A 25,186-nucleotide genomic window follows, 5' to 3' on the forward strand; every position below is an offset into this window, starting at 1 on the left:
TAGGCCGAAGGATGTACGTCCTGCCGGTTCGTCGTCCCCCTGGCCGATGGGGGAGCCGGCCGGGCGTCCGTAGCGTTGCCGCCATGACCATCGCACTCGCCGGCACCCTCCTGGTGCTCGCCCTGATCGACTCCACCAGCTTCGGCACTCTCGTGATCCCGCTCTGGCTTCTCGCGACGCCCGGCAGGCTCCGCGTCGGCCGGGTACTGGTGTTCCTCGCCACTGTCGCGGTGTTCTACTTCGCGGTCGGACTGGCGATCCTCTGGGGCGCCGGCTGGGCGTTCGAGAGCATCGCCGCCGCGGTCGCCTCCCCGTTCGGCACGGTGATCCTGCTCGCCGTCGGCATCGGACTCATCGTGTGGAGCTACGCGCTCGAGAAGCAGGCGAAGCGGCAGAAGGCCGAGGGGGTCGTCGTCTCCGGCCGGGCCCGACGCTGGCGCGAGCGTGCCGTCGGCGACGCGGGAGGCGGCGTCGGGTCTCTCGTCGCCCTCGCGCTCACCGCGACCACGATCGAGCTGGGCAGCATGCTGCCCTACCTCGGCGCGATCGGAGCGATCACCGCGAGCGGGCTCGAGTGGCCGACCACCGCCGTCGTTCTCGGCGGATACTGCGTCGTGATGGTGCTCCCGGCGCTGGTGCTGCTCGTCGCCCGGGTCGCGGGGGCCGGACGCATCGAGCCGGCGTTGCAGCGGCTCGAGGCCTGGCTCACCCGCAACGCGAGCGAGACGCTGTCGTGGATCGTGGGCATCCTCGGCGTGCTGCTCGTCGTGCGGGCCGTGCAGGGCGGCGTGCTGGGGATACTGCCCTTCGGCTGAGACGTCGGCCGAGGCATCCGCTCGTCTGTTCGTCTCCTCATCCGCTCGTCCGCTCGAGCGCCTCGACGGACCGGAGGCGACCGCTACGACCCGAGCTTCGCCAGCACGGCGTCGTGCAGGATGCCGTTCGTGGCGAGAGCGCTGCCGTGCCAGGGACCGGGCTCGCCGTCGACCGAGGTGAAGGTACCGCCTGCCTCCTGCACGATCGGGATGAGCGCGGCCATATCGTAGGGCTTGAGGTCGAACTCGCCGACGATGTCGATCGAGCCCTCGGCGAGCAGCATGTACGGCCACATGTCGCCGATGGCGCGGGCCCGCCACACGCTGCGCGAGAGGGCGAGCACCGAGTCGAGCCGGCCGGCGTCGTCCCACCCGGTGATGCTGTTGTAGCTGAGCGCCGCGTTCTCGAGCGAGTCGATGCCGCTCACGCGGATGCGCTTCGCCTCCTCACCGTGCGCCTGCGCCCAGGCGCCGTGGCCGGTGGCCGCCCACCAGCGCTTGCCGAGGGCGGGGGAGCTGACGACGCCGACCACGGGGACGCCGTCGATGGCGAGGGAGATGAGCGTGCCCCAGATCGGGACGCCGCGCAGGAAGTTCGTCGTGCCGTCGATCGGGTCGATGATCCACTGCCGCGACCCGGTGCCCTCCGTTCCGTACTCCTCGCCGAGGATGGAGTCGTCGGGGCGGGCGGCCAGGATGCCGTTGCGGATGGAGCGCTCGACGGCTTGGTCGGCGTCGGTGACCGGGGTGCGGTCGGGCTTGGTGGTGACGACCAGGTCGAGCGCGGTGAAGCGGTCGAGCGAGATGAGGTCGGCCTCGCCGGCCAGCGCGAGCGCCAGTGCGAGGTCGTCTGCCGGGGTATAGGTCGTCATGGTGCTGCCTTCCTAAGCGGCGAGGGTGGTGAGGAGACGCTGCAGGCTGTCGAGCCTGAGCTTGCCGATCTCGCCGAGGTCGCCCGCCTCCACGCGTTCGACGATGGCGCAGTCGGGGGAGTCGGGCAGGTGGGTGCAGCCCCGAGGACACTGCAGCGAGAGCTCGGCGAGGTCGGTGAAGGACTTCAGGATGTTCGCCGGATCGACGTGACCCAGCCCGAACGACCTGACGCCGGGGGTGTCGACGATCCAGCCGCTGCCGATGCGCAGCGACACCGTCGACGACGAAGTGTGGCGGCCGCGACCGGTCACGTCGTTGACCCGGCCGACGGCGCGGTTGGCGTCGGGGAGCAGCGCGTTGACGAGGGTGGACTTGCCCACTCCGGAGTGTCCGACCGCGACCGTGGTGTGCCCCTGCAGGGCCTCCGAGATCTCGTCGATCGGGAAGTCGTCGTCGCGGCTCTCGAAGATGCGGAACTCGAGCCCGGCGAAGTTGGCGAGAAACTCGCTCGGGTCGGCCAGGTCGGTCTTCGTGATGCAGAGGATGGGCGTGATGCCGGCGTCGAACGCCGCCACGAGGTAGCGGTCGACCAGGCGCGTGCGCGGCTCGGGGTTCGCCGCGGCCACCACGATGAGCATCTGGTCGGCGTTGGCGACGATGATGCGCTCGACGGCGTCGGTGTCGTCGGCGCTGCGGCGCAGCAGCGTCGCGCGCGGCTGAATGCGCACGATGCGCGAGAGGCTGCCCTCGTCGCCCGAGGTGTCGCCGACCAGCTCGACCCAGTCGCCGGTGACGACCGACTTCTTGCCGAGCTCCCGTGCCCGGGTGGCGACGAGCTGGCGTTCCTCTTCCGTGTTCTCGGCGACCCAGACGCCGTAGCGTCCCCGGTCGACACTGAACACGCGGCCGCTGACGGCGTTCTTGTGCTCGGGCCGGATCTTGCTGCGGGGCTTGTTCGCCTTGGGATTGGGGCGCACGCGAATGGATGATTCGTCGTACTCGGCGTAGGCGCCGTCGTCTTCGTCGGGGTCGGACAACCAGCTCATAGAGTCACAGCAGCAGGGTGTCGGTCGTCACGGTCGTGACGATCTCGTCGGGGTCGCGCACCAGGTCGGACCAGAGCCGGGGGAACTGCGGAAGGGTCTTCGCGGTGGTGCCGATGTCGTCGATGAGAACACCGTCGACGGCGAGCCCGATGATCGCGCCGGCCGTGGCCATGCGGTGGTCTTCGTAGCTGTGCCAGAGGGCGCCGGTCAGCGGTCGGGGTTCGATCGCGAGCCCGTCGTCGAGCTCGGCGACGGCGCCGCCGAGACCGTTGATCTCGGCGGCGAGGGCCGCGAGCCGGTCGGTCTCGTGCCCGCGGAGGTGGCCGATGCCGGTGATCCGGCTCGGCGAGCCCGCGAGGGCGGCGATGGCGACGATCGCCGGGGCGAGCTCGCCGCCGAGGGAGAGGTCGATGTCGACGCCGGGCAGCTCGGCTCCGCCGCGCACCCCGTCGCCGCCGTCGATCACGAGGGAGTCGCCGTCGCGCGTCGCTGTCGCGCCGAAGAGCGGCAGCAGCGTCTCGAGGTGCGCGCCGACCTGGGTGGTCGACCAGGGCCAGCCGCCGATCGACACGGTGCCGCCGGCGACGATCGCGGCAGCGAGGAAGGGTGCGGCGTTGGAGAGGTCGGGCTCGATGTCGACCTCGATGCCGCGGATCTCGGCGGACGGCACGACCCAGACGCCCGGCTCGGGGCTCTCGACCACGACGCCCCGTGCCGCGAGCGTGGCTATGGTCATCTCGATGTGCGGCATGCTCGGCAGCGACTCGCCGGTGTGACGGAGGGTGAGGCCCTCGGTGAACCGCGGCGCCGCGAGCAGCAGCCCTGAGACGAACTGGCTCGACGCCGAGGCGTCGATCGACAGCTCGCCGCCGGCGACGCTGCCCGTGCCGTAGAGGCTGAACGGCAGCGAACCCCGGCCGTCGTCGTTGACGTCGACGCCGAGCCCGCGCAGCGATTCGACCGTCGTTCGCATGGGACGGCGGCGGGCGCTCTCGTCGCCGTCGAAGGCGACCGGGCCGAGGGCGAGAGCCGCGACGGGCGGGAGGAAGCGCATCACCGTGCCGGCGAGACCGCACTCGATGGACGTGCCGCCGAGCAGCTCGGCCGGGGTGATCCGCAGGTCGGGGCCGAAGCCGCCGTCGCCGGGCACCTCCTCGATGATCGTGCCGAGCGCGCGCAGCGCCTCGATCATCAGCGCGGTGTCGCGCGAGTGCAGTGGAGCGCGCAGCAGCGACGGGCCGCTCGCGAGGGCCGAGAGCACCAGCTCGCGGTTGGTCAGGCTCTTCGAGCCGGGCAGTCGCACCGACGTCGCGAGGGCGCGCTGCGCCACGGGCGCGCGCCACGGCCCCGGGTCGTCGCCCACGACGAGGGTGTCGTCGTCGTAGGGGCTGAACTCTGGCTTGGAATACTTGGATACCAACATCGGTTACCAGAGTATCGGCTGTTCGGGCCGAGTGAATGGAGACACTGGTATGACGGTGCTTATGGAGACTCGGGAGAGTACCGCTCTCGACAACCTAGAATTGTCCCTGATGACTACCGAGACCCCAGAATCGTCGATTCCAGAAGAGCCGGCCGACGGCGAGCAGGCAGACTCAGTCGAGCCCGTCGCCGACGTTCGAGCCCTCTTCGAGGAGCAGGCCCTGCAGTACATGGACCAGCTCTACGCGGCCGCGATGCGCATGACCAAGAACCCCTCCGACGCTGCCGACCTCGTGCAGGAGACCTTCGTGAAGGCCTACACGGCGTTCGGGCAGTTTCAGCAGGGAACGAACCTGAAGGCCTGGCTGTACCGCATCCAGACCAACACGTTCATCAACAACTACCGCAAGAACCAGCGCAACCCGTACCAGGGCACGATCGACGATCTCGAAGACTGGCAGCTCGGCGGCGCCGAGTCCGTCACCCAGCACACGTCGACCCGCTCGGCCGAGGCCGAGGCGATCGACCACCTCCCCGACAGCGCTGTCAAGGACGCACTCCAGTCGATTCCCGAAGACTTCCGCCTCGCGGTGTACTTCGCCGACGTCGAAGGCTTCTCCTACCAGGAGATCGCCGACATTATGAAGACCCCCGTCGGAACCGTCATGAGCCGCCTCCACCGCGGCCGACGCCTCCTTCGGGGCCTACTTGCTGAATACGCGAGCGACCGAGGAATCGTCGCCGCGCCTGCCACTGGGAGAACGAAATGACCGACTGCGGTTGCGACAAGGCGAAAGCCGAACTCGAGGAATACATCCACAACGAGCTGACCAAGGGCGAGGCGGCTGACATCGCCGACCACATGGCCACCTGCACCGACTGCTCCGGCGAGCACCTCGTCGGCCTCACCCTCACCGCAAAGGTGCGCGAGGCGTGCAACGAGAAGGCGCCGGCCGACCTGCGCGCCGACGTGCTGCTCAAGCTGCGCGAGATCCAGGCGACTCGCTAGTACCGACCGGCAATCGAGGCCGACCGGCGATCGAGGCCGACCGGCGATCGAGCCCGACCGGTAAATCGAGCCTGTCGAGATGATCTCGACAGGCTCGATCCGTGCGGGTGTTCGCGAGTGCTACAGAGTCAGCGCCTTGTCGATCAAGGCCACCTGCTCGAGGCCGCTGCGCTTGTTCGATCCGGTCGCGGGCGACGCGGATGCGGGGCGCGACGACACCTTGATGGTGCGTCCGTCGAGGTACTTCACCAGCTCGAGCGAGATGAACGGCCACGCGCCCTGGTTCTCGGGCTCGTCCTGCGTCCAGACGATGTCGGCGTCGGGGTATCCCGCCAGCACGGCATTGATCTCGGCGATCGGCAGCGGATAGAACTGCTCCATCCGCACGACCGCGATCGACTTCTCCTCGCGCTTGTCGAGCTCGGCGATGATGTCGTAGTAGATCTTGCCCGAGGTTAGAACCACGCGCTTGACCATCGACTTGTCGACCACACGGCTGTCGTCGATCACGGGCAGGAACTTGCCGCTCGTGAAGTCGCCGATCTCACTCGTCGCGCCGCGCAGTCGCAGCATCGCCTTGGGGGTGAAGACCACGAGCGGGCGGCGCGGCCGGGCGTAGGCCTGGCGACGCAGCAGATGGAAGTACGACGCGGGCGTCGACGGCCGCGCGATCGTCATGTTGTTCTCCGCGCACAGCTGGAGGAAACGCTCCATACGCGCGGACGAGTGGTCGGGGCCCTGTCCCTCGTAGCCGTGCGGGAGGAGGAGGACGACGCTGGAACGCTGTCCCCACTTCTGCTCGGCCGAGGAGATGAACTCGTCGATGACCGTCTGCGCGCCGTTTGCGAAATCGCCGAACTGGGCCTCCCAGAGCACGAGGGCGTCTGGGCGCTCGACCGAGTACCCGTACTCGAAGCCGAGCGCGGCGTACTCGCTCAGCAGCGAGTCGTAGATCCAGAACCGACCCTGGCCGTCTTTCAGGTTGCCGAGCGGCAGCCACTCCTGGCCGTTCTGACGGTCGTGCAGCACCGCGTGACGCTGCACGAAGGTGCCGCGTCGGGTGTCCTGCCCGGCCATGCGCACCGGAGTGCCCTCGACCAGGAGCGAGCCGAGCGCCAGAAGCTCGCCGAAGCCCCAGTCGACGGAGCCGGACCGGCTCATGTCGACGCGCTTCTTCAGCATCGCCTGCAGCTTCGGGTGCACGCTGAACCCGGCGGGCGGGTTGTTGTGTGCGTCTCCGATCAGCTGGATGACCTCTTCGCGCACTCCGGTGGACTCCGGCTCTCCGGTGAGGTCCTCCTGCTGGGAGTCCGGGCGCTCGAGGTCGGAGACGGCGTTGTTGTCGCCCGTGATTACCGGGATCGAACCCGTCTGCGCCGCGTGGGTCTCCGCGAACGCCCGCTCGAGGCGGTCCTGGAAGTCCTGGTGGCTCGCCTCGTATTCCTCGGTGGTGATGTCGCCGCGTCCGACGAGACCCTCCACGTACAGGGTGCGCACGCTCCGCTTGGCCTCGATGAGGTTGTACATCAGCGGCTGGGTCATCGAGGGGTCGTCGCCCTCGTTGTGGCCGCGACGGCGGTACGAGACGAGGTCGATGACGACGTCGCGATGGAACTCCTGGCGGTAGGCCAGCGCGAGCTGCGCCACCCGCACTACGGCCTCCGGGTCGTCGCCGTTCACGTGGAAGACGGGGGCCTGGATGGTCTTGGCGACGTCGGTCGAGTAGATCGACGTGCGGCCCTCGCCGGGAGGGGTGGTGAACCCGACCTGGTTGTTGACCACGAGGTGGATCGTGCCGCCGGTGCGGTATCCGCGCAGCTGCGACATCTGCAGGATCTCGACGACGATGCCCTGTCCGGCCATCGCCGCGTCGCCGTGCACCATGACGGGCAGCACGCTGTAGCTGCCGATCGGGCGTCGGTCCTGCTTGGCACGCACGATTCCCTCGAGCACGCCGTCGACTGCCTCGAGGTGCGAGGGGTTCGCGGCGAGGTAGACGGGGATGGTCGTGCCGTCGGCGGCCGTGAAGGTGCCCTCGGTTCCGAGGTGGTACTTCACGTCGCCGGAGCCGTGGACGGTGCGCGGGTCCTGGGTTCCCTCGAACTCGCGGAAGATCTGACCGTAGGTCTTTCCCGCGATGTTGGTGAGCACGTTCAGGCGGCCGCGGTGGGCCATGCCGATCGCGACCTCTTCGAGGCCGTCCTCTGCGGAGCCCTGCAGGATGGCGTCGAGCACCGCAATGGTCGACTCGCTGCCCTCGAGGCTGAAGCGCTTCTGGCCGACATACTTCGTCTGTAGGAAGGTCTCGAACGCCTCGGCCTCATTGAGCTTGCCGAGGATGCGCATCTGCTCGTCGTGGCCGGGCTTGGTGTACGGCATCTCGACGCGGTCCTGCATCCACTTGCGCTGGGCCGGGTCCTGGATGTGCATGTACTCGATGCCGACGGTGCGGCAGTAGGAGTCGCGCAGCAGACCGAGGATGTCGCGCAGCAGCGCCGAACGCTTGCCGCCGAAGCCGCCCGTGACGAACTCGCGGTCGAGGTCCCAGAAGGTGAGGCCGTGGCTCGCGATGTCGAGGTCGGGGTGGGTGCGCTGTACGTACTCGAGCGGGTCGACGTCGGCCATGAGGTGGCCGCGAACCCGGAACGAGTTGATCAGCTCCTGCACCCGTGCCGTCTTGTCGACGTTGTCGGCGACGTCGACGCTGATGTCCGAAGCCCAGTGGATCGGGTCGTAGGGGATGCGCAGGGCCGAGAAGATGCTCTCGTAGAAGTCGTGCTGGCCGATGAGGCGCTCGTGGATCTTCTTGAGGAACTCGCCGGAACCGGCGCCCTGGATGACCCGGTGGTCGTAGGTGCTCGTGAGGGTGATGGTCTTGCCGATGCCGAGTTCCGACAGCGTGCGCACGGAGGCGCCCTGGAACTCGGCCGGGTACTCGAGAGCGCCGGCGCCCACGATCGTTCCCGCGCCGCGCATGAGGCGGGGCACAGAGTGCTCGGTGCCGATCCCGCCCGGGTTCGTGAGCGAGATGGTGTTGCCGGCGTAGTCGGCGCCGGTCAGCTTGTTGTTGCGTCCGCGGAAGACGACGTCCTCGTAGGCGGCGAGAAACTCGCCGAACTCCATCGTGTCGGCGCGCTTGATGCCGGGGACGACCAGCGAACGGGTGCCGTCGGGCTTCGGGATGTCGATCGCGATGCCGAGGTTGATGTGCGCCGGGGTGACGACCGACGGCTTTCCGTCGACCTCGTCGTAGAAGACGTTCTGGCTCGGGAACTCCTTGAGCGTCTCGACGATGGCCCAGGCGATGAGGTGGGTGAACGACACCTTTCCGCCGCGGGCGCGCTTGAGGTGGTTGTTGATCACGATGCGGTTGTCGATCATGAGCTTCGCGGGGATGGTGCGCACGCTCGTCGCGGTGGGGACCGTGAGGCTCGCGTCCATGTTCGCGGCCAGCGCCTTCGACGCGCCCTTGAGCACAGCGGTGACGTTGGCGTCGGGGCCGGGAGCCGCGTCCTTCACGGCGACCGGCGTGGTCGACGTGCTCGGGGCCTGGGCCGGGATCGGCTGGGGCTTCGCCTCGATGGAGGTCGTGCGAGCGACCGGCTGGTTCGCCGTCGCGGCCACGACGGGCGGTGCCGCGGGTGCCTCGGCGGCCGGAGCCGCCTCTGTGGCCGGAGCCGCCGACGGGGCCGGCGCATCCGTGACCTCGTCGGGGATCTGCGCCTCGCCGCCGGTCTGGCTCTCGGCCGGCGGGATCACGGTGATCGACGTGGTCGGGGTCGGGTCGCTGTGCTCGGCGGCCGGGTCGTGCGCCTCGCCCTGCTGATGCGTCTCCGTCGGCCGGTAACTGTCGAGGATCGGCCACCACGACTGATCGACCGAATTTCGGTCAACCAGGTACCGTTCGTACATTTCGTCTACGAGCCATTCGTTGGCCCCGAACTCGCCAGAAGATCCGTCTTCTGCTGCAAGTCCGGTCACTTGGCTTGACACAGCCGACCGCCCACTCTCAGTTCACTCAGGTTTCGATATCACGGTGAGGCGACCAACTCTGGTCGCCTTCACTCCAAGGGTAATCACATTCTTAACCGCGTGCGGGCACACCAGAGGGTCTAACGTGAAATTTATGGAGTTCTACGAGACTGCACCCAAGCACGACCTGACTTATTCCGATGTTTTTCTGGTTCCGAGCGGATCCAACGTGAAAAGCAGGCTTGACGTGTCGCTCGCGCCGGGTGATGGAACCGCGGCCACGATTCCGATCATCTCGGCCAACATGAACTCGGTGACCGGACCGCGCCTCGCCGCGACGCTCGCCAGACGCGGCGGCCTCGGGATCCTCCCGCAGGACATGCACCTTCAAGACCTCGACGCGGCGATCCGCTGGGTGAAGCGGCAGCCGGTCCCGTGGGACACCCCGCTCGAGCTGGCGCCGGGCGACACGGTCGCGGCGGCCTTGGAGCTGCTTCCGCCGGTGGTCGGCCAGGGGATCGTCGTGCGCGACGGAGAGGCCCTCCTCGGGTGCATCCCGGCGACCCGCCTGGCCACCGCGCTGCCCGACGCCCGGCTCGGCGACCTCATCCACGGTACGCTCACGTCGATCGACGCCGACGACATCGACAGCCCCCGGGCCGCGTTCGACCTCATGGTCGCCGCCGACCTCTACTTCGCTCCGGTGCTGCGCCACGGCAACCTCGTCGGCACCCTCAGCCGCACGGGCGCCCTTCGCTCCACCATCTACGACAGCGCCGTCGACCGCGACGGCAGGCTCGTCGTCGGGGCAGCCATCGGCATCAACGGGGACGTGGGGGCGAAGGCACGCGCGCTCGTGGCGGGAGGGGTCGACGTTCTCGTCATCGACACCGCGCACGGCCACCAGGCCGGCATGATCCGCGCGATCGCAACCGTGGCGGCGCTCGACCTCGGCGTTCCGATCGTCGCGGGCAACGTCGTGACCCGCGAGGCAGTGCGCGACCTCGTGAAGGCGGGGGCGAACATCGTGAAGGTCGGCGTCGGCCCGGGCGCCATGTGCACGACCCGCATGATGACGGCCGTCGGCCGCCCCCAGTTCTCGGCGGTGCTCGAGACGGCGGAGGCGGCCCGCGACGTGGGCGCGCACGTCTGGGCCGACGGCGGGGTGCGCTACCCGCGCGACGTCGCGCTGGCGCTCGCCGCCGGCGCGGCATCCGTCATGATCGGCTCATGGTTCGCCGGCACGATCGAGGCCCCCGGTTCGCTGGCGATGGATGCGACGGGTCGGCTGTACAAGGAGAGCTGGGGGATGGCGTCGACGAAGGCGGTGCAGCAGCGCTTCGACCGTCTCGACGCCTACGAGCTCGCTCGCAAGACGCTGTTCGCCGAGGGGATCTCGAGCTCGCGCATCTACCTCGACCCGTTGCGGCCGTCGCTGGAGGACCTGCTCGACATGATCACCTCGGGCGTGCGCAGTTCGATGAGCTACGCGGGCTCCACCTCGCTCGGCGAGTTCCACCGCCGGGCGCTCGTCGGCATCCAGTCGGCCGCCGGCTACGAGGAGGGCAAGGCGCTGCCGGTCAGCTGGTAGTCCGATGCGCTGTGGGCGAATTCGGGCCGTGCACCGGCTGCCGCTGAGCAAACCCCGCATATACTCGATCAGATAATGGACGACCCCCCTTCACACTTGCCCATGCCCACTGCGTCGACCGTGCTCCTTCTGGGGCGCGTGAGTCTCCATGTCTGAGTGGTTGCTCCTCGGCCTCGGGCTCATCCTGACAGTCGGAACCGGCCTCTTCGTCGCTTCCGAATTCTCGCTCGTCAACCTCGACCGTTCCGACCTCGAGGTCAGGCAGTCCAAGGGCGAGCGGGGTCTCGGCATGACGATCAGCGCGCTCAAGCGCACCTCGACGCATCTCTCCAGCGCGCAGCTGGGCATCACGCTGACGACGCTGCTCACCGGATACACGATGGAGCCCGCGTTCAGCGCGCTGCTCACGCCCTCGCTCACCGCGATCGGGCTGCCCACGGCCGCCATCTCCCCCACCGCCACGATCGTCGCCGTGTTCATCGCGACACTGCTGTCGATGATCATCGGCGAGCTGGTGCCGAAGAACTTCGCGCTCGCGTTGCCGCTGCACACCGCGAAGCTGGTGATCCCCTTCCAGATCGGTTTCACCGCGGTCTTCAAACCGGCCGTCGCGCTGCTGAACAACACCGCCAACGCCATCATCCGCTCGTTCGGTATCGAACCGAAGGAAGAGCTGTCTGGCGCGCGCACCGCAGAAGAGCTGTCGTCGCTCGTGCGCCGGTCCGCGCGTGAGGGCAGCCTCGAGACCGACACCGCCACGCTGCTGGCCCGCACGCTGGCCTTCTCCGACCACACGGCTCAAGACGTGATGACGCCCCGCCCGCGCCTGAAGAGCGTCGACCGCACCGACTCGGCCTTCGACGTGATCGAGCTCGCGCGCACCACCGGGCTCTCCCGGTTCCCCGTGATCGACGACAGCATCGACGACGTCGTGGGCATCGTGCACGTCAAGCAGGCGGTCGCCGTGCCGCGGGAGAAGCGAGTGGATGTCCCGGTGTCTGCCCTGCAGTCGGAGCCGCTGCGCGTGCCGGAGACCATGAAGCTCGACTCGCTGCTCGCGGAGCTCCGCGGTCGCGGCTATCAGATGGCCGTCGTGCTCGACGAGTACGGCGGAACGGCCGGAGTAGCCACCCTGGAGGATCTCGTCGAGGAGCTCGTGGGCGAGGTGTCCGACGAGCACGACCGCACCAAGGCCGACGTGGTGAGATCGCGCGACTGGTTCACCTTCCCCGGCATCCTGCGCCCCGACGAACTGCTCGAGCGCACGGGAGTCGTCGTGCCCGAGGAGGGCCCGTTCGAGACCGTCGCCGGCTGGCTGATGAGCGAACTGGGCAGGCTGCCGGTGGTCGGCGACGTCGTCGAGCACGAGCACGGCCGGTTCCGCATCGAGCGGCTCGACGGCCGCCGCATCGACAGGGTGCGGTACACGCCGACCCCGGTGACGACCGACGACGAGAGCGAGGTGAAGGCGAAATGAGCGAATCCCTCCCGGGCATCCTCTGGCTCGTCGTGCTGCTGCTCGTCAATGCCTTCTTCGTCGGCGCCGAGTTCGCCGTCATCTCCGCCCGACGCTCGCAGATCGAGCCGAAGGCCGAGGCCGGCTCCCGCGCCGCGAAGACCACGCTGTGGGCGATGGAGCACGCCACGCTGATGCTGGCCGTGAGCCAGCTCGGCATCACGGTGTGCTCGCTGCTCATCCTCAACGTCTCCGAGCCGGCGATCCACCACCTGCTCGAGGTGCCTCTGGCCTGGACGGGCATCCCCGAAGAGCTCAGCGGTGTCATCGCGTTCGTGATCGCACTGCTGCTGGTCTCGTTCCTGCACGTCGTCATCGGCGAGATGGTGCCGAAGAACATCGCCTTCTCGATTCCCGACCGGGCTGCGCTGCTGCTCGCCCCGCCGCTCGTGTTCGTCGGCAACGTGTTCAAGCCCGTCATCGTGGCGCTGAACGCGACGGCGAACGGCGTCGTGCGCCTGTTCGGCGTCACCCCGAAGTCGGAGGCGAACAGCGTCTTCACCCTCGGCGAGGTCGCCAACATCGTCGCCCAGTCGACCAAGGAGGGCGTGCTCACCGACTCCACGGGCGCGCTGCTGGCGGCGTTCGAGTTCACCGAGAAGAAGGTTCAGGACATCGCCATCGGCGTCAAAGACCTCGTGACCCTGCCGGAAGACGCGTCTCCGGCCGACGTCGAGCGCGCGGTGGCGCAGCGCGGATTCTCGCGCTACATCCTCGTCGACGACGAGAACGAGCCCACCGGCTACCTGCACCTGAAAGACGTCATCGACCTCGACGGCGACGAGTTCACCGAGCCGGTTCCGCCCAAGCGCATCCGCCAGCTGATCTCGATCTTCCGCAGCACCGACCTCGAGGACGCCCTCGCCACCATGCGCCGCTCCGGCGTGCACGTGGCGCGCGCGTTCGACGAGAACGGCGCGACCCAGGGCGTGCTGTTCCTCGAGGACATCATCGAGGAGCTCGTCGGCGAGGTGCAGGACGCGACGCGACGCATGTAGCGTCTAGCGGGCCTCGTCATCCTGGCGGCGCTCGTGCAGGAGTGCCTCCAGGCGGTCGATCTCGGCCTGCTTGCTGTGGTACTCGATCTCCCGGTCGAGGTCGGCGAGCTCCTGCTCCGTCGTGCGCGCGCGCCCGACCTGGTCGTCGGGCCGCTCGCTCCTGCGCGGGTCGCCGAAGGTTCCGCGGTCGACCGGGGTGTCGTACTCGCGTCCGACCGCGAACCACAGGATGCTGCCGACGAGCGGCAGCAGCACGACGAGCAGCACCCAGACGAGCTTGGGCAGGTGCTTCACCTGCCCGTCCTGCCGGGTGATGATGTCGGCGAGAGCGCCGATGACGACAACCAGGAGGACCACAGACAGCACCGCGTACATGAGCGAAATTCTATTGATTGGCCGCGGTGTTTGTCGAGAGTGCTCTGCTCAGCCGAGAGCGCTCTGCAAGTCGAGAGAGCCCTGGCCGGGTCAGCGCCAGCGGGCGCGCACGTACGCCTCGGGCCAGTAGTCGACCTCGACGCCGAGCTCGTGCGCGGCGCGCAGTGCGAAGTGCGGGTCGCGCATCATCTCGCGGCCGAGCATGACGGCGTCGGCCCGACCGCTCGACACGATCTCGTCGGCCTGCGCCGCGGTCGTGATCAGGCCGACGGCGTTGACGGGAACTCCGGCGGTCGACGCCACGAAGTCCGCGAACGGCACCTGGTATCCGGGGCTCAGCGGGATGGTCACGCCCGACACGTTGCCGCCGGTGGAGATGTCGAAGAAGTCGGCGCCCGCGTCCTGGGCCCAGGCCGCGACGGTAGCCGTGTCGTCCTGGTTCCAGCCGCCCTCGGCGTAGTCGGTGGCCGAGAACCGCACGAAGAGCGGCATCTCGTCGCCGACCGCCGCGCGCACGGCGCGCACGATCTCGAGCACGATGCGGGCGCGGTTCTCGAGGCTGCCGCCGTAGGAGTCGGTGCGCAGGTTCGACAGCGGCGAGAGGAACTGGTGCAACAGGTAGCCGTGCGCGGCATGGATCTCGACGAGGTCGAAGCCGGCCTCCACGGAGCGTTCGGCGGCGGTCACGAACTCGGCCACGACATCCGCGATCTCCGCTGTGTCGAGCGCGCGCGGGGCGGCGTACTCGCCGAAGGCCAGGGCGGAAGGCGCGACCGTCGGCCAGCCGCCGTCCGCCTCCGGCACCGTTCCGGTGGCGACGGGGGCCCAGCCGCGGTGCGTCGACCCCTTGCGCCCGGCGTGGGCGAGCTGGATGCCCGCGACGGCCCCGCGCTCGTGCAGGAAGCGGGTGATGCGCGACCACGAGTCGACCTGCTCCTGGTTCCAGATCCCCGTGTCGTGCGGCGAGATGCGCCCGATCGGGGCGACTGCGGTGGCCTCGGTCATCACGAGACCCGCGCCGCCCATGGCGAAGGCGCCGAGGTGCACGAGATGCCAGTCGGTCGGAACGCCGTCCTGACGCTCGACCGAGTACTGGCACAGCGCCGGCACCCAGAGCCGGTTGCGGAAGGTGGTCGAGCGGATGCTCAGCGGGGTGAAGAGGGCAGAGGTGTTCACGAGTCTCCTGGTAGTGGTCCGCGCTCAGGCGGCGAGTGCGGTGAGGAACTGGCGAAGACCCTCGGCATGCACGAAGTGGTGCACCGTCGCGCCGAGTTCTGCCGCGGCATCCGTGTTGATCTTCTTGTTGTCTACGAAGACGAGTTGGGCCGGCGTTATTCCCAGCCCGTCGGTGACCTCGAGGTAGATGCCGGGGCTCGGCTTGATCGCGTCCATCTCGGCGCTCACGAACACCCTCTCGAAGAACTGGGCCATGGGGGAGAAGCGGAACGGAGACGCGAAGTCGAAGCCGGCGTTCGACAGCAGCGCGACGCGCGTGCCTCCCGCGTGCAGCTCGGCGATGAGGTCGACGACCTCGGTCTCGACGCTGATCCAGCTCGTGAAGTCGGCGGCCCACAGCCGCTGCACCGTCGACGCCGACCAGGCCGAGCCGGTGTCGGCCGCGACGAGGGCCCAGTATTCGGGAACGCTGATCGTTCCTCGGTCGAGGCCGTCGCGGTGCGACCAGTAGCTCGCCCAGAACGGTTCGGCGTCGGCGTCGGCGATCTCGACGATAGCCGCCCTGGCCGCCGCGCTCGGCTCGAGGGATATCACCTCGCCGTAGTCGAAGACAACAACCCGGTCGGCGATATGCAGCGTCATGCATCCAAACTAGCCTGTGAGCTATGCCCCGAATCACAGCGACCGACTACGCCCCATGGACCGCCGCGGACGCTGCTCGCCACATAGCGGTGCCCGTGCCGGGCGACGACAAGTACTCGCGCGGCGTGCTCGGGGTCATCACCGGGTCGGACCAGTACCCGGGGGCGGCCGTGCTGGGCGTGGAGGCGGCGCTGCGCACGGGTGTGGGAATGGTGCGATACCTGGGCGGCGAACGGTCGTCGACGCTCGTCCTGCAGCGTCGGCCGGAGGCGGTGACGAGCGAGGGGCGCGTGCAGGCGTGGCTCATCGGCTCGGGCATGGATCACGAGTCGCGCGACGAGGCGGCCGTGGCCTGGTCGACGCTCGCGATGGCGCAGGCGCTCCCGACCGTGCTCGACGGGGGAGCGATCGACCTGCACGAGGTGAAGCGGGGACCGGTCGTGATCACCCCGCACTTCGGCGAGCTGGCCAGGGTGCTCGGAGCGGACAAGGGCGAGGTCGCCGCGGACCCCGCGGCCTGGGCGGCGCGCGCGGCCGACCGGCTCGGGGTGACGGTGCTGCTCAAGGGCAGCCGCACCTATGTCGCGGGCGGCGGCGTGGCGCTGGTCGCGGCGTCCGCGCCGAGCTGGCTCGCCACGGCGGGGGCGGGCGACGCCCTCGGCGGTATCCTCGGCGCGCTCGTGGCCACTCATGCCGATGCGATCGCCGCCGACCCCGCGGTGCTCGCGCGACTGGCGGCGTCGGCGTCTGTCATCCACGGCCTCGCGGCGCACCGCGCGAGCGTCGGCGGCCCGCTCACCATCCTCGACCTCGCGGCGGCGGTGCCAGGAGTCATCTCCGGGCTGCTGTCGCGCGGCTAGCCCCGGTGTCGGAGCGACCCCGGTCGAACCGGGACGCTCTGTCGGACCACGCCGTGCCGTCTGACCGCGCCGCGCCCTCGAACAGCGCCGTGCCGTCTAAGAGCGTCGTGCCGTCGAAACGCGCCATGCCGTGGAGCAGCGCCGCGCTGTCCAGTCGCGGCCTGCTGTGGGTCGCGTTCGTGGCCGTGCACCTGTGGCTCGGCATGCTGTGCCTGTTCGGTCCCGGCTACCCGCTCGGCGACGTCACGGTCGTCTACCGGCTCTGGGTCGACCAGATCGTGCTCGGCGACTACTGGGTCGGCATCGACGGCGTGTGGGTCTACCCCATCCTCGCGATCGCCCCCATGCTGGCCGCCTTCGCCCTCGGCCCGGCCGTGTACGCGAGCACGTGGTTGACGATCGTGATGCTGGTCGACGCCGTGGCGTTCGCAGCCATCACCGGCTGGCTCACGAGCCGCAACCGCGCCGTCGTCGGCTGGTGGTGGATCGGCTTCCTCCTGCTGCTGGGCCCGGTCGCGGTGGCGCGCATCGACGCCATCACGGTGGCGCTGGCGATAGTCGGCGTGCTGCTGCTGGCCACCCGCCCCGTCGCAGCCGCGGTCGTGCTCGCCGTCGCCACCTGGGTCAAGGTGTGGCCAGCCGCGCTGCTCGCCGCGGTCGTCATCACGCACCGGCGGCGCCGCGGGATCGTGCTCGCGGCCCTGGCGGTCAGCGCCGCGGTCGTCGCGATCGCACTGCTGTTCGGCAGCGGCGGCAACGTCTTCAGCTTCGTGACACAGCAGACAGGGCGCGGCCTGCAGGTCGAGGCGCCCATCAGCATGGTCTGGCTCTGGCAGGCGGCGCTCGGCTCGCCGAGCACGTCGATCTACTACGACCAGCAGATCCTCACGTACCAGTTCGTCGGCGACGGAGTGGCGGCCACGGCGAGCCTGATGACGCCGGTCCTGGCGCTCGCCGCGCTCGCCGTCGCGGCCCTGGGCGTGTGGGGCGTGATGCGGGGTGCCCGGTCGAGCGCCCTCCTCGCCCCGCTCGCGCTGGCCCTCGTCACCACGCTGATCGCCTTCAACAAGGTGGGCTCGCCGCAGTTCATCTCCTGGCTCGCGGTTCCCGTCGTACTCGGGCTGGCCACCCGACTCGCCGGCCACGGGCGCTCGTTCCGTTTTCCCGCGATCCTCGTGCTCGTGGTCGCGGCGCTCACCCAGTCGTTTTATCCTTATCTGTACAACGAGTTGCTCTCCCTCGACCCGATCCTGGTCCTCGCCATCACCGTGAGAAACCTGCTGTTGTTCGTGGTTCTCGCCTGGGCGATTCGCGAGGTGGTGGTCGTCGCCCTCGACGCCGCGTCTCCCCGAGCGAAGGAATAATCATGCTGGTCGCATTCTCCGTATCACCCGTCGGAAGCAGCGCAGACGACGGCTCCGTGCACGAGGCGGTCGCTGCCGCGGTGCGTGTCGTGCGCGCCTCCGGGCTGCCCAACCAGACCGACGCGATGTTCACCACCATCGAAGGAGACTGGGACGAGGTGTTCGCGGTGGTCAAGGCGGCGACCGAGGCGGTCGCACCGTTCGGTCCGCGCGTGTCGCTCGTGCTCAAGGCCGACATCCGCCCGGGCCACACTGGGGAGCTCACCGGCAAGGTCGAACGCGTCGAGCGTGCGATCGCCGAAGCCGACACCGAGTGAGCGGCCTCTCACCGGCACGCGTCCGACTCGCCCTCCTCGCCCTCGCCCTCGGGGGCTTCGGAATCGGCACCACCGAATTCGTGGCGATGGGCCTCATCGAGAACCTCGCCCGCGACCTCCTGCCCGGGCTCTACGCCGACAGGCCCACCGAGGCGATCGCGCAGGCAGGCTGGCTCATCACCGCGTACGCCCTCGGCGTGGTCGTCGGTGCGCCGACCATCGCCGCGCTCTCCGCCCGATTCCCGCGCAAACAGCTGCTGCTCTGGCTGCTCGCCGCCTTCACCCTCGCGACCGTGCTCTCGGCGGTCCTGCCCACCTTCGAGCTCGTGCTCGTGGCGCGTTTCGTGGCCGGGCTGCCGCACGGCGCCTACTTCGGCATCGCGACACTCGTGGCCGCCTCGCTCATGGGCGAGGGCAAACGCGGACGCGGGGTCGCCCTCGTGCTCTCGGGCCTCACCATCGCGAATGTCATCGGCGTGCCTCTCATCACCCTGCTGGGACAGAACGCCGGATGGCGCGTCGCCTACCTCGTCGTCGCCTCGATCTTCGCGCTCACCTTCGTCGCCGTGGCCCTCGCCGTGCCGTTCCAGGCCGGAGACCGCACCGCCACGCTGCGGCGGGAGCTCACCGCCTTCACCCGGCCGCAGGTCTGGCTCGCCCTGCTCACCGGAGCCGTCGGCTTCGGCGGCTTCTTCGCCGTCTACAGCTACGTCGGGCCCGTCATCACCAAGGTCACGATGCAGGGCGACGGCTTCATCCCCATAGCGCTCGTCGTGATCGGACTCGGCATGACCGTGGGCAACCTCGCGGGCGGGCGAGCGGCCGACCACAACGTGATGGGCACGATCTTCGTCTGCTTCGGGCTGTTCGCGATCTCGCTCGCCGGGTTCGCTCTCTTCGCCCAGACGACCGTCGGCCTGTTGGTCTCGCTATTCGTCGTCGGCGGCGCAGCATCCGCCCTGTCGCCCGCCGTGCAATCCCGGCTGATGGACGTCGCCGGAGACAGCCAGACGCTCGCCGCCGCGGCGAACCATGCGGCGCTCAATATCGGCAACAGCCTCGGCGCCTACCTCGGCGGCGTCACGATCGCGGCCGGCCTCGGCTACCTGTCGCCCACCTGGGTGGGGCTCGCGCTGTGCGTGCCCGGCGTCGCTCTCGCGCTCGCAAGTGTGTGGTTGCAGCGCAGGAGGCCGCTCACCTCGAACTCGATCTAGGCGGGTCGGCCGAGGGTTAGAGCGCGCGGGGGAGGTCGGCTTCGATGAGGATTCCGTCTTCGATCGCGCGCTTGCGCAGTGCGACCTTCGTTCCCACGTCGAACCCGGCGACGCGGTACTTCTCGCGGATTCGCTTGAGGTACGACTTCGCGGTCTCCTCGCTGATGCTCAGCTGGAAGGCGACCGCCTTGACGGGCTCGCCTCCGCCGTAGAGCGCCATGACGCGACGCTCCTGGGCGCTCAGCTTGGGCGAGCCGCCCACCTCGCCGGCGTTGAGGGCCAGGTCGAGCTCGGCAGACACGAACGACTCGCCGACGGCGGCGGCGCGCAGTGCCTCGATGATCATGCTGGCGTCCTCGCTCTTGACGAGGTAGCCGAGGGCTCCGGCGGCCAGTGCCTCGCGAACCACGTTGGGTTCGGAGTACGTGCTCATGAGCACGACCTTCACGGCCATCGTCTTCAGGGTGGAGATCTTCAGCGAGATCGGGATGTTGTCTTTGAGGTCGAGGTCGAGCAGGACCACGTCGACGGGGAAGGCGGGGCTGGTGAGCAGCTCGGGCCAGCTGGCCACCGCGGCCACCATGTCGATGTCCTGCGCGCTGCGGATCCACTCGGTGAGGGCCCCCAACAGCATCCGGTGATCGTCGACGATGGCGACGCGGATACGGTTTTCTGGCTCGGTCACGTGGGTCCCTATCTGTAGTGCGGTCGTAGGCGTCGGATCACAGGTCGGCGGGGTTGTCGACGAAACACTCGATCTCGACCCGCAGGCTCGCGTTCTGACTTGAGTCACTGTAGCGTCCCACCCGTCGAATGGCGTCCCATGTTGATGGATCGACACGATTTCGTGGAACACCCGTCGTCGTGATGACGATGGGCACTCTCAGCTTATGGGCGTGGGCGACAGGTGTGGTCGCGACGATCGGACCGACGTTCACCTGCACGGTGCGCGCCAGGTTCTTCTTGGCATTGTCGTTGACCAGCAGCCAGACCGCCGCGAGCAGCCCGTCGCGCTGGTTCGCGTCGAGCAGACCGGCGAGGCTGCCCTTGTCGGTGAGGGTGACCGAGCGGCCGAGCAGCTCGGACTCCGTGATGGCGTGGTACAGCCACGTCTCGCGGCGGCCCTCGATGAGGTGCAGGCGCAGCTCGGTCGCGAGGGAGGCCGCGACCGATGCCGTCTTCGGGCGCAACGGCAGCGCGATGCGGCCGGTCGCGACCGAGTCGAGCAGCTCCTCCGCGGCGAGGTCGAGCCGGGCGAGCTCCTCGGAGGCGAGCATGCCGACCGCGAAGCGGGGCGCGGAGACCGTGCTCTGCACGAGCACGCGGTCGAGTTCGATCTGCACCATGCTGCGGAAGCCGCGCACGATGAGCACGCCGAGCACCACGGGCAGCACGGCGAATGCGAGCGAGGTCAGCTGGATGGTCACGTTGTCGGTGGTCAGCGGGGTGTTGACGAGGATCACCGCGAGCAGGCCGACGCCGATCGCGCCGCTCGCGACGAGGATCTCCGACGGCCTCCGGAGGGTGATCACGAGCAGCAGGGCCATCGCGGCGGTGAGCGACGCGGTCGCGTACCGGCCGACGTCGTGCAGATCCCAGATGGCGACGACGTCGAGGACGATCACCGTGGCGAGGAGCGCGAGAAAGAGCGCGAACATCCAGTCGGGCAGCCGGTCGCCCACGACGCTCGCGGTGACGAAGGCTGTCGCCAGCACCACGATGAGCAGCACCCAGGCGATCAGGGCAGGAACGGGGTTCGGGTAGGTCGACCAGTAGGAGACGAACCAGCCGAAGCCGTAGATGGCGCGGATGCCGCAGACCAGCGAGGCGCCGATGCCGATGAAGGCGGTGCCCAGGCTGGCCCGGTGCGGGGTGTCGGAACGCACGAGGCGGCGGGCGCCGCCGACGAGGCTGCGGCTCGCGCGCACCTCGGCGAGCAGGCCGAGCGTGTTCTCGCTCACCGGGGGAAAGCTCACCGTGGGACCTCCAGTACTACCGTCGTTCCCGATCCGGGTTCGGAGAACAGTCGGGCGTGGCCGCCGACTTCCTTCAGCCGTGCGACGACCGACTCCTTGAAGCCGAGCCGGGCGGAGTCGACGTCGTCGAGGATGAACCCGACGCCGGCGTCGGTGATCATGGCGCGCACGGTGGTCGCGTCGTCGACGATGGTCACGTGCGCCTCGCGCACTCCGGAGTGCCGGCGCACGTTCTCCAGGCACTCGGCGAGGGCGAGGAGGAACGCGTCGAGCACGTCGCTCGGCAGCAGCACCTGTCCTGTGCCGTGCCAGCTGACCTCGAGCCCCATCCGCCCGAACCGCTGCTTCACCGACTCCAGGGTCGTTCCGAGCACGGTCTCCTCGACCGGCTCGAGGTTGTAGCCGCCGGACGAGAGGGGCGTGGGCGTCGCGCCGAGGCGCAGCTGGCGCAGCAGCTTCGCGTCGTCGGCCGACTGCTGCTGCAGCGCGGCGGGGGCGACACCGACTCCGGAGTGCGCGAGGAGGGTGAGGGTGGCGAGCACGGTGTCGTGCAGCAGGCGTGCCGACTGGCGACGCTGCGCCTCGATCTCGCTCGCCTGGCGTTCTGCCCGGTGCGCGCGCCCGATGCTCGCGATGCGCCGGGCGGCCTGGGGTACACCGGCGCCGATCCAGATGCCGATCATCGACGCGATCGCCCAGCCGAGAACGACCAGCGCGCCGGTCGCGAGGGGCGAATGGTAGGGCGTCGTGAGGGCGACGGTGGTGACGGCGACGACGGCGAACACGAGGGCGAGCAGGGCGAGGCGGATGCGGTCGGTGGAGAGCACGAGGGCCACAGAGGGGAGCGAGGCGGCGGTGAGCTGGGTGATGGCGGACAGCGCGGCTGGGGAGATGCCCTGGGGGTTGATCGCGGCGATCGCGACGACGATTCCGAGGCCGGCGATCACCTGGAGCAGCACCCAGACGAGGGATCTGCTGGTGCCGACACGGTACTGGCTGAAGCCGAGGACGAGAAAGAGGGGAATCACGGTGAGGTAGGTGTCGCCCACGACCGCGCCAGGCACGCAGATGCAGATCAGGGCGATAGCGGTGAAGCTCAGGCCGTAGATTCTCGCCGTGCGCTGCAGAAGGCGATCGCGCTCTTTGAGAATGTGATCCATCCAGCCCCCCACGTCTGATCGCCACACGGCTGGCGCACAACCAGTATGTGATAGCCAGTCTGCCACCACAAATGGGGGTGCCCCGCCACTCGATGGCGGAAGACCATCGGGGTACAGTCACACGTAGAGGGACAGAAACACCGGGGGATGCTGGGGCCGCAGGGAAACCTGCGGCCCCTGCGCGGTTAAAGCGGCGTGCGCGCGGCCTCAGGCCTCCAGCAGGCGCCTGAGTTGCGTGCCCACGAGCGCGTCCTCGATCAGGAAGCCGTCGTGGCCGAAGTCGGAGCCGATCACGACCGCGGCCGTCCCGTCGATGTTCCCCGGCAGGTGCCTCGCGATGAGCCGCTGGTTGTCCACGGGGAAGAGCCGGTCGCTGTCGATGCCGAGGACCAGCGCCTTCGCGGTGGCGCGTCCCAGGGCCGATGCGACCCCGCCGCGGCCGCGGCCGATGTCGTGCGAGTTCATGGCCTCGAGGAGCGTGATGTAGCTGTTGGCGTCGAAGCGCCTCGTGAACTTGTTGCCGTGGAAGTCGAGGTAGCTCTCCACCGCGTACCTGCCGCCTCCGCCGAGGGGGCTGAGGCCGCTCTGCCAGCTGCGCTCGAACCTGTCGTTGAGCTCGCCGGGGGAGCGGTAGTTGAGCAGCGCCATCCGCCGGGCCAGTGCGAGCCCGCGATGCGGGCCGTCGCCGTCGGCGGCCTCGTAGTATTCGCCGTCGGCGAAGGCGGGGTCCATGCGCACGGCCTCGATCTGCACCGAGTTCAGGGCGATCTGGTCGGCGCGGCTCGTCGGCGGCGCGGCCAGTACGGCGACGCGTTCGACGCGGTCGGGATGGCCCACGGCCCATTCCAGGGCCTGCATGCCGCCCATCGAGCCGCCGACCACCGCCGCCCAGCGTTCGATCCCGATGGCCTGCGAGAAGACCGCCTGCGCGGCGACCTGATCGCGGATCGTGACGAACGGGAAGTCTGCCCCCCACTCGCGGCCGAGCGGCGAGTGCGACGCAGGGCCGGTGCTGCCCTGACAGCCGCCGAGCATGTTGGGTGCGACCACGAACCACTCGTCGGTGTCGATGGCCTTTCCCGGTCCGACGTTGCCCGACCACCAGCCCGCCGTCGCGTGGCCGTTTCCGGGCGGACCGGTCACGTGGCTGTCGCCGGTGAGGGCGTGCAGCACGAGGATCGCGTTGGACGCCGTCGCGTCGAGGGTGCCCCAGGTCTCGTACGCGATGCGCACCGACGGCAGCTGGCCGCCGCGCTCGAGTTCGAGCGCGCCGATGGTGGCGAACCGGCGGTCGCCCGCCGGGTCGCCCTCACGCCAGGCCCCGGTGGCCGACGGCTTGCCGACGACCCAGCGCGTGTCGGCATCGGTGATGAATGCCGAGGGCACGGTGTCTTCGGGTGTCTGCCAGTCCATGGTCTAGCCAGTATCGCCAATCCGCGCGCGACGGGTCGCTTTGTTACGCGCGCGGTGTGACGGTCGCGCTACGCGTTCGCGTTCGCCGCCACGGCCGCACGTGCCGCGGTGAAGCCGGCCTGGAGGTCGGCGAGGATGTCGTCGATGCTCTCGAGCCCCACCGAGAGTCGAACGAGTCCCGGGGTGACGCCCGAGGTCAGCTGCTGCTCGGGGGTGAGCTGCGAGTGCGTCGTGGACGCGGGGTGGATGATGAGGCTGCGCACGTCGCCGATGTTGGCCACGTGGCTGAACAGGGAGACACTGTCGACCAGCGCGCGGCCGGCATCCACCCCGCCCTTGAGCTCGAACGAGAGCACACCGCCGACGCCCTTGGGTGCGTACTTGCCCGCCGCCTCGTACCACGGGCTCGATGGCAGCCCGGAGTAGTTCACGGATGCGACGTCGTCGTGGTCGTCGAGCCACTCGGCGACCGCCTGGGCGTTCGCGACGTGGCGCTCCACCCGCAGACTTAGGGTCTCGATGCCCTGGATGAGGCTGAACGCGCTGTCGGGAGAGATCGACGAGCCCAGATCGCGCAGCAGCTGCACCCGCGCCTTGATGATGTAGGCGATGCCGTCGCCGACCGCGGCCGTGTAGCTCGCCCCGTGGTAGCTGGGGTCCGGCTCGGTGAGGCCGGGGAACTTCTCCACGTTCTTGCTCCACTCGAACGTGCCGCCGTCGACGATGACTCCGCCGATCACCGTCCCGTGGCCGCCGAGGTACTTCGTCGCGGAGTGCACGACGATGTCGGCGCCGTATTCGAACGGGCGGATCAGGTAGGGCGTCGCGATCGTGTTGTCGACGATGAGCGGGACGCCGTGCTCGTGGGCGACATCGGCGACGAGGGCGATGTCGAGGATGTTGATCTTCGGGTTGCCGATCGTCTCGGCGTAGAACAGCTTGGTGTTCGGGCGCACGGCGTCGGCCCAGGCCTGCGCGTCGTCCTGGTCTTCGACGAACGTCGTCTCGATGCCGAGCTTGGCGAGCGTGTACTTGAACAGGTTGTAGGTGCCGCCGTAGATCGACGACGACGACACGATGTGGTCGCCGGCCTGCGCGATGTTCAGAACGGCGAAGGTCTCTGCCGCCTGCCCCGAGGCGACGAGCAGGGCGGCGGTGCCGCCCTCGAGCGCGGCGACGCGTTCTTCGACGACGGCCTGGGTGGGATTCTGGATGCGCGTGTAGATGTTGCCGAATTCGGCGAGCGCGAACAGGTTCTTGGCGTGCTCCGCGCTGTTGAAGACGTACGACGTCGTCTTGTAGATCGGAGTGGCGCGGGCGTTGGTGACGGGGTCGGGTGCCGCGCCCGAATGGATCTGCTTGGTTTCAAACTTCCAGTCGCTCATGGCAACCCTTCCTCGGTGAATGGTTCTGCGAGGTGACGCCTCGCCGTTGGCAGCGAGCCTAT

At 69.1% G+C, this 25,186-nt stretch carries 22 protein-coding genes; 10 read left to right on the plus strand and 12 right to left on the minus strand.

Annotation, left to right across the window (positions count from 1 at the left end; all coding sequences use genetic code 11):
- Positions 1-83: 83 nt before the first annotated feature.
- Complete coding sequence (locus ABIE21_RS01000; protein ID WP_354022922.1) at positions 84-815, plus strand: GAP family protein; 732 nt, start codon at positions 84-86, stop codon at positions 813-815.
- Positions 816-898: 83 nt separating this feature from the next.
- Here ABIE21_RS01000 and ABIE21_RS01005 read toward each other — a convergent pair whose 3' ends face one another.
- The 3 genes from ABIE21_RS01005 to aroA are packed head-to-tail and all read right to left on the minus strand — an operon-like array spanning position 899 to position 4,157.
- Positions 899-1,687 carry an inositol monophosphatase family protein gene (locus ABIE21_RS01005; protein ID WP_354022923.1) on the minus strand — a complete coding sequence of 263 codons (789 nt, stop codon included), beginning with the start codon at positions 1,685-1,687 and terminating at the stop codon, positions 899-901.
- A 12-nt stretch (positions 1,688-1,699) separates the two neighbouring features.
- Positions 1,700-2,734 carry a ribosome small subunit-dependent GTPase A gene (gene rsgA / locus ABIE21_RS01010; RefSeq protein ID WP_354022924.1) on the minus strand — a complete coding sequence of 345 codons (1,035 nt, stop codon included), beginning with the start codon at positions 2,732-2,734 and terminating at the stop codon, positions 1,700-1,702.
- A 4-nt stretch (positions 2,735-2,738) separates the two neighbouring features.
- Complete coding sequence (aroA, locus tag ABIE21_RS01015) at positions 2,739-4,157, minus strand: 3-phosphoshikimate 1-carboxyvinyltransferase (protein ID WP_354022925.1); 1,419 nt, start codon at positions 4,155-4,157, stop codon at positions 2,739-2,741.
- A gap of 109 nt (positions 4,158-4,266) precedes the next feature.
- On the opposite strand from aroA, the gene ABIE21_RS01020 reads away from it, so the two are divergent.
- Together ABIE21_RS01020 and ABIE21_RS01025 are read left to right on the plus strand one after the other, a co-directional pair.
- Positions 4,267-4,926: a sigma-70 family RNA polymerase sigma factor gene (locus tag ABIE21_RS01020; protein WP_354022926.1), complete on the plus strand. Its 660-nt coding sequence runs from the start codon at positions 4,267-4,269 to the stop codon at positions 4,924-4,926.
- Entirely contained in the window at positions 4,923-5,165 is a 243-nt protein-coding gene (locus tag ABIE21_RS01025) for a zf-HC2 domain-containing protein (protein WP_354022927.1), read from the plus strand. The genes ABIE21_RS01020 and ABIE21_RS01025 overlap by 4 nt, the downstream gene beginning before the upstream one ends.
- 120 nt (positions 5,166-5,285) lie before the next feature.
- On the opposite strand, the gene ABIE21_RS01030 is transcribed toward ABIE21_RS01025, so the two are convergent.
- Positions 5,286-9,158, minus strand: a complete 3,873-nt coding sequence (locus ABIE21_RS01030) for a multifunctional oxoglutarate decarboxylase/oxoglutarate dehydrogenase thiamine pyrophosphate-binding subunit/dihydrolipoyllysine-residue succinyltransferase subunit (protein ID WP_354022928.1) — start codon at positions 9,156-9,158, stop codon at positions 5,286-5,288.
- Between the two features lie 133 nt (positions 9,159-9,291).
- Between ABIE21_RS01030 and ABIE21_RS01035 the strand changes: the two genes are divergently transcribed.
- The 3 genes from ABIE21_RS01035 (at position 9,292) to ABIE21_RS01045 (ending at position 13,242) form a co-directional block, all read left to right on the plus strand.
- A complete protein-coding gene (locus tag ABIE21_RS01035) occupies positions 9,292-10,728 on the plus strand; it encodes a GuaB1 family IMP dehydrogenase-related protein (protein ID WP_354022929.1) in 1,437 nt (478 codons plus the stop codon).
- Between the two features lie 148 nt (positions 10,729-10,876).
- Positions 10,877-12,205, plus strand: a complete 1,329-nt coding sequence (locus tag ABIE21_RS01040) for a hemolysin family protein (RefSeq protein ID WP_354022930.1) — start codon at positions 10,877-10,879, stop codon at positions 12,203-12,205.
- Complete coding sequence (locus ABIE21_RS01045) at positions 12,202-13,242, plus strand: hemolysin family protein (protein ID WP_354022931.1); 1,041 nt, start codon at positions 12,202-12,204, stop codon at positions 13,240-13,242. Before ABIE21_RS01040 ends, ABIE21_RS01045 begins: the two co-directional genes overlap by 4 nt.
- A 3-nt stretch (positions 13,243-13,245) precedes the next feature.
- Here ABIE21_RS01045 and ABIE21_RS01050 read toward each other — a convergent pair whose 3' ends face one another.
- The 3 genes from ABIE21_RS01050 to ABIE21_RS01060 all read right to left on the minus strand — a co-directional run bounded on the left by ABIE21_RS01050 (position 13,246) and on the right by ABIE21_RS01060 (position 15,435).
- On the minus strand, positions 13,246-13,617 hold the full coding sequence (locus tag ABIE21_RS01050) for a PLDc N-terminal domain-containing protein (RefSeq protein WP_354022932.1): 372 nt from the start codon (positions 13,615-13,617) through the stop codon (positions 13,246-13,248).
- Between the two features lie 90 nt (positions 13,618-13,707).
- Entirely contained in the window at positions 13,708-14,793 is a 1,086-nt protein-coding gene (locus ABIE21_RS01055; RefSeq protein WP_354022933.1) for an NADH:flavin oxidoreductase/NADH oxidase, read from the minus strand.
- A gap of 24 nt (positions 14,794-14,817) precedes the next feature.
- Positions 14,818-15,435, minus strand: a complete 618-nt coding sequence (locus ABIE21_RS01060) for an HAD family hydrolase (protein ID WP_354022934.1) — start codon at positions 15,433-15,435, stop codon at positions 14,818-14,820.
- A 23-nt stretch (positions 15,436-15,458) separates the two neighbouring features.
- Between ABIE21_RS01060 and ABIE21_RS01065 the strand changes: the two genes are divergently transcribed.
- The 4 genes from ABIE21_RS01065 (at position 15,459) to ABIE21_RS01080 (ending at position 19,190) form a co-directional block, all read left to right on the plus strand.
- Positions 15,459-16,295, plus strand: coding sequence for an ADP-dependent NAD(P)H-hydrate dehydratase (locus tag ABIE21_RS01065; RefSeq protein ID WP_354022935.1), 837 nt, complete (start codon positions 15,459-15,461; stop codon positions 16,293-16,295).
- 89 nt (positions 16,296-16,384) lie between these two features.
- Positions 16,385-17,659, plus strand: a complete 1,275-nt coding sequence (locus ABIE21_RS01070; protein ID WP_354022936.1) for a glycosyltransferase 87 family protein — start codon at positions 16,385-16,387, stop codon at positions 17,657-17,659.
- A gap of 2 nt (positions 17,660-17,661) precedes the next feature.
- Positions 17,662-17,976 carry a thiamine-binding protein gene (locus tag ABIE21_RS01075; protein ID WP_354022937.1) on the plus strand — a complete coding sequence of 105 codons (315 nt, stop codon included), beginning with the start codon at positions 17,662-17,664 and terminating at the stop codon, positions 17,974-17,976.
- Complete coding sequence (locus ABIE21_RS01080) at positions 17,973-19,190, plus strand: MFS transporter (protein ID WP_436232292.1); 1,218 nt, start codon at positions 17,973-17,975, stop codon at positions 19,188-19,190. Before ABIE21_RS01075 ends, ABIE21_RS01080 begins: the two co-directional genes overlap by 4 nt.
- 16 nt (positions 19,191-19,206) lie before the next feature.
- On the opposite strand, the gene ABIE21_RS01085 is transcribed toward ABIE21_RS01080, so the two are convergent.
- The 5 genes from ABIE21_RS01085 to ABIE21_RS01105 form a co-directional block, all read right to left on the minus strand.
- Positions 19,207-19,875, minus strand: a complete 669-nt coding sequence (locus ABIE21_RS01085; RefSeq protein ID WP_354022938.1) for a response regulator transcription factor — start codon at positions 19,873-19,875, stop codon at positions 19,207-19,209.
- 37 nt (positions 19,876-19,912) lie between these two features.
- Positions 19,913-21,151: a hypothetical protein gene (locus ABIE21_RS01090; RefSeq protein WP_354022939.1), complete on the minus strand. Its 1,239-nt coding sequence runs from the start codon at positions 21,149-21,151 to the stop codon at positions 19,913-19,915.
- Positions 21,152-21,162: 11 nt separating this feature from the next.
- Complete coding sequence (locus tag ABIE21_RS01095) at positions 21,163-22,326, minus strand: sensor histidine kinase (protein ID WP_354022940.1); 1,164 nt, start codon at positions 22,324-22,326, stop codon at positions 21,163-21,165.
- A 207-nt stretch (positions 22,327-22,533) separates the two neighbouring features.
- Positions 22,534-23,739: a homoserine O-acetyltransferase MetX gene (gene metX / locus ABIE21_RS01100; RefSeq protein ID WP_354022941.1), complete on the minus strand. Its 1,206-nt coding sequence runs from the start codon at positions 23,737-23,739 to the stop codon at positions 22,534-22,536.
- 68 nt (positions 23,740-23,807) lie between these two features.
- A complete protein-coding gene (locus ABIE21_RS01105; protein ID WP_354022942.1) occupies positions 23,808-25,124 on the minus strand; it encodes a bifunctional o-acetylhomoserine/o-acetylserine sulfhydrylase in 1,317 nt (438 codons plus the stop codon).
- Between the last annotated feature and the right edge of the window lie 62 nt (positions 25,125-25,186).

It is taken from the genome of Conyzicola nivalis, assembly GCF_040548875.1.
Lineage (GTDB): Bacteria > Actinomycetota > Actinomycetes > Actinomycetales > Microbacteriaceae > Conyzicola > Conyzicola nivalis_A.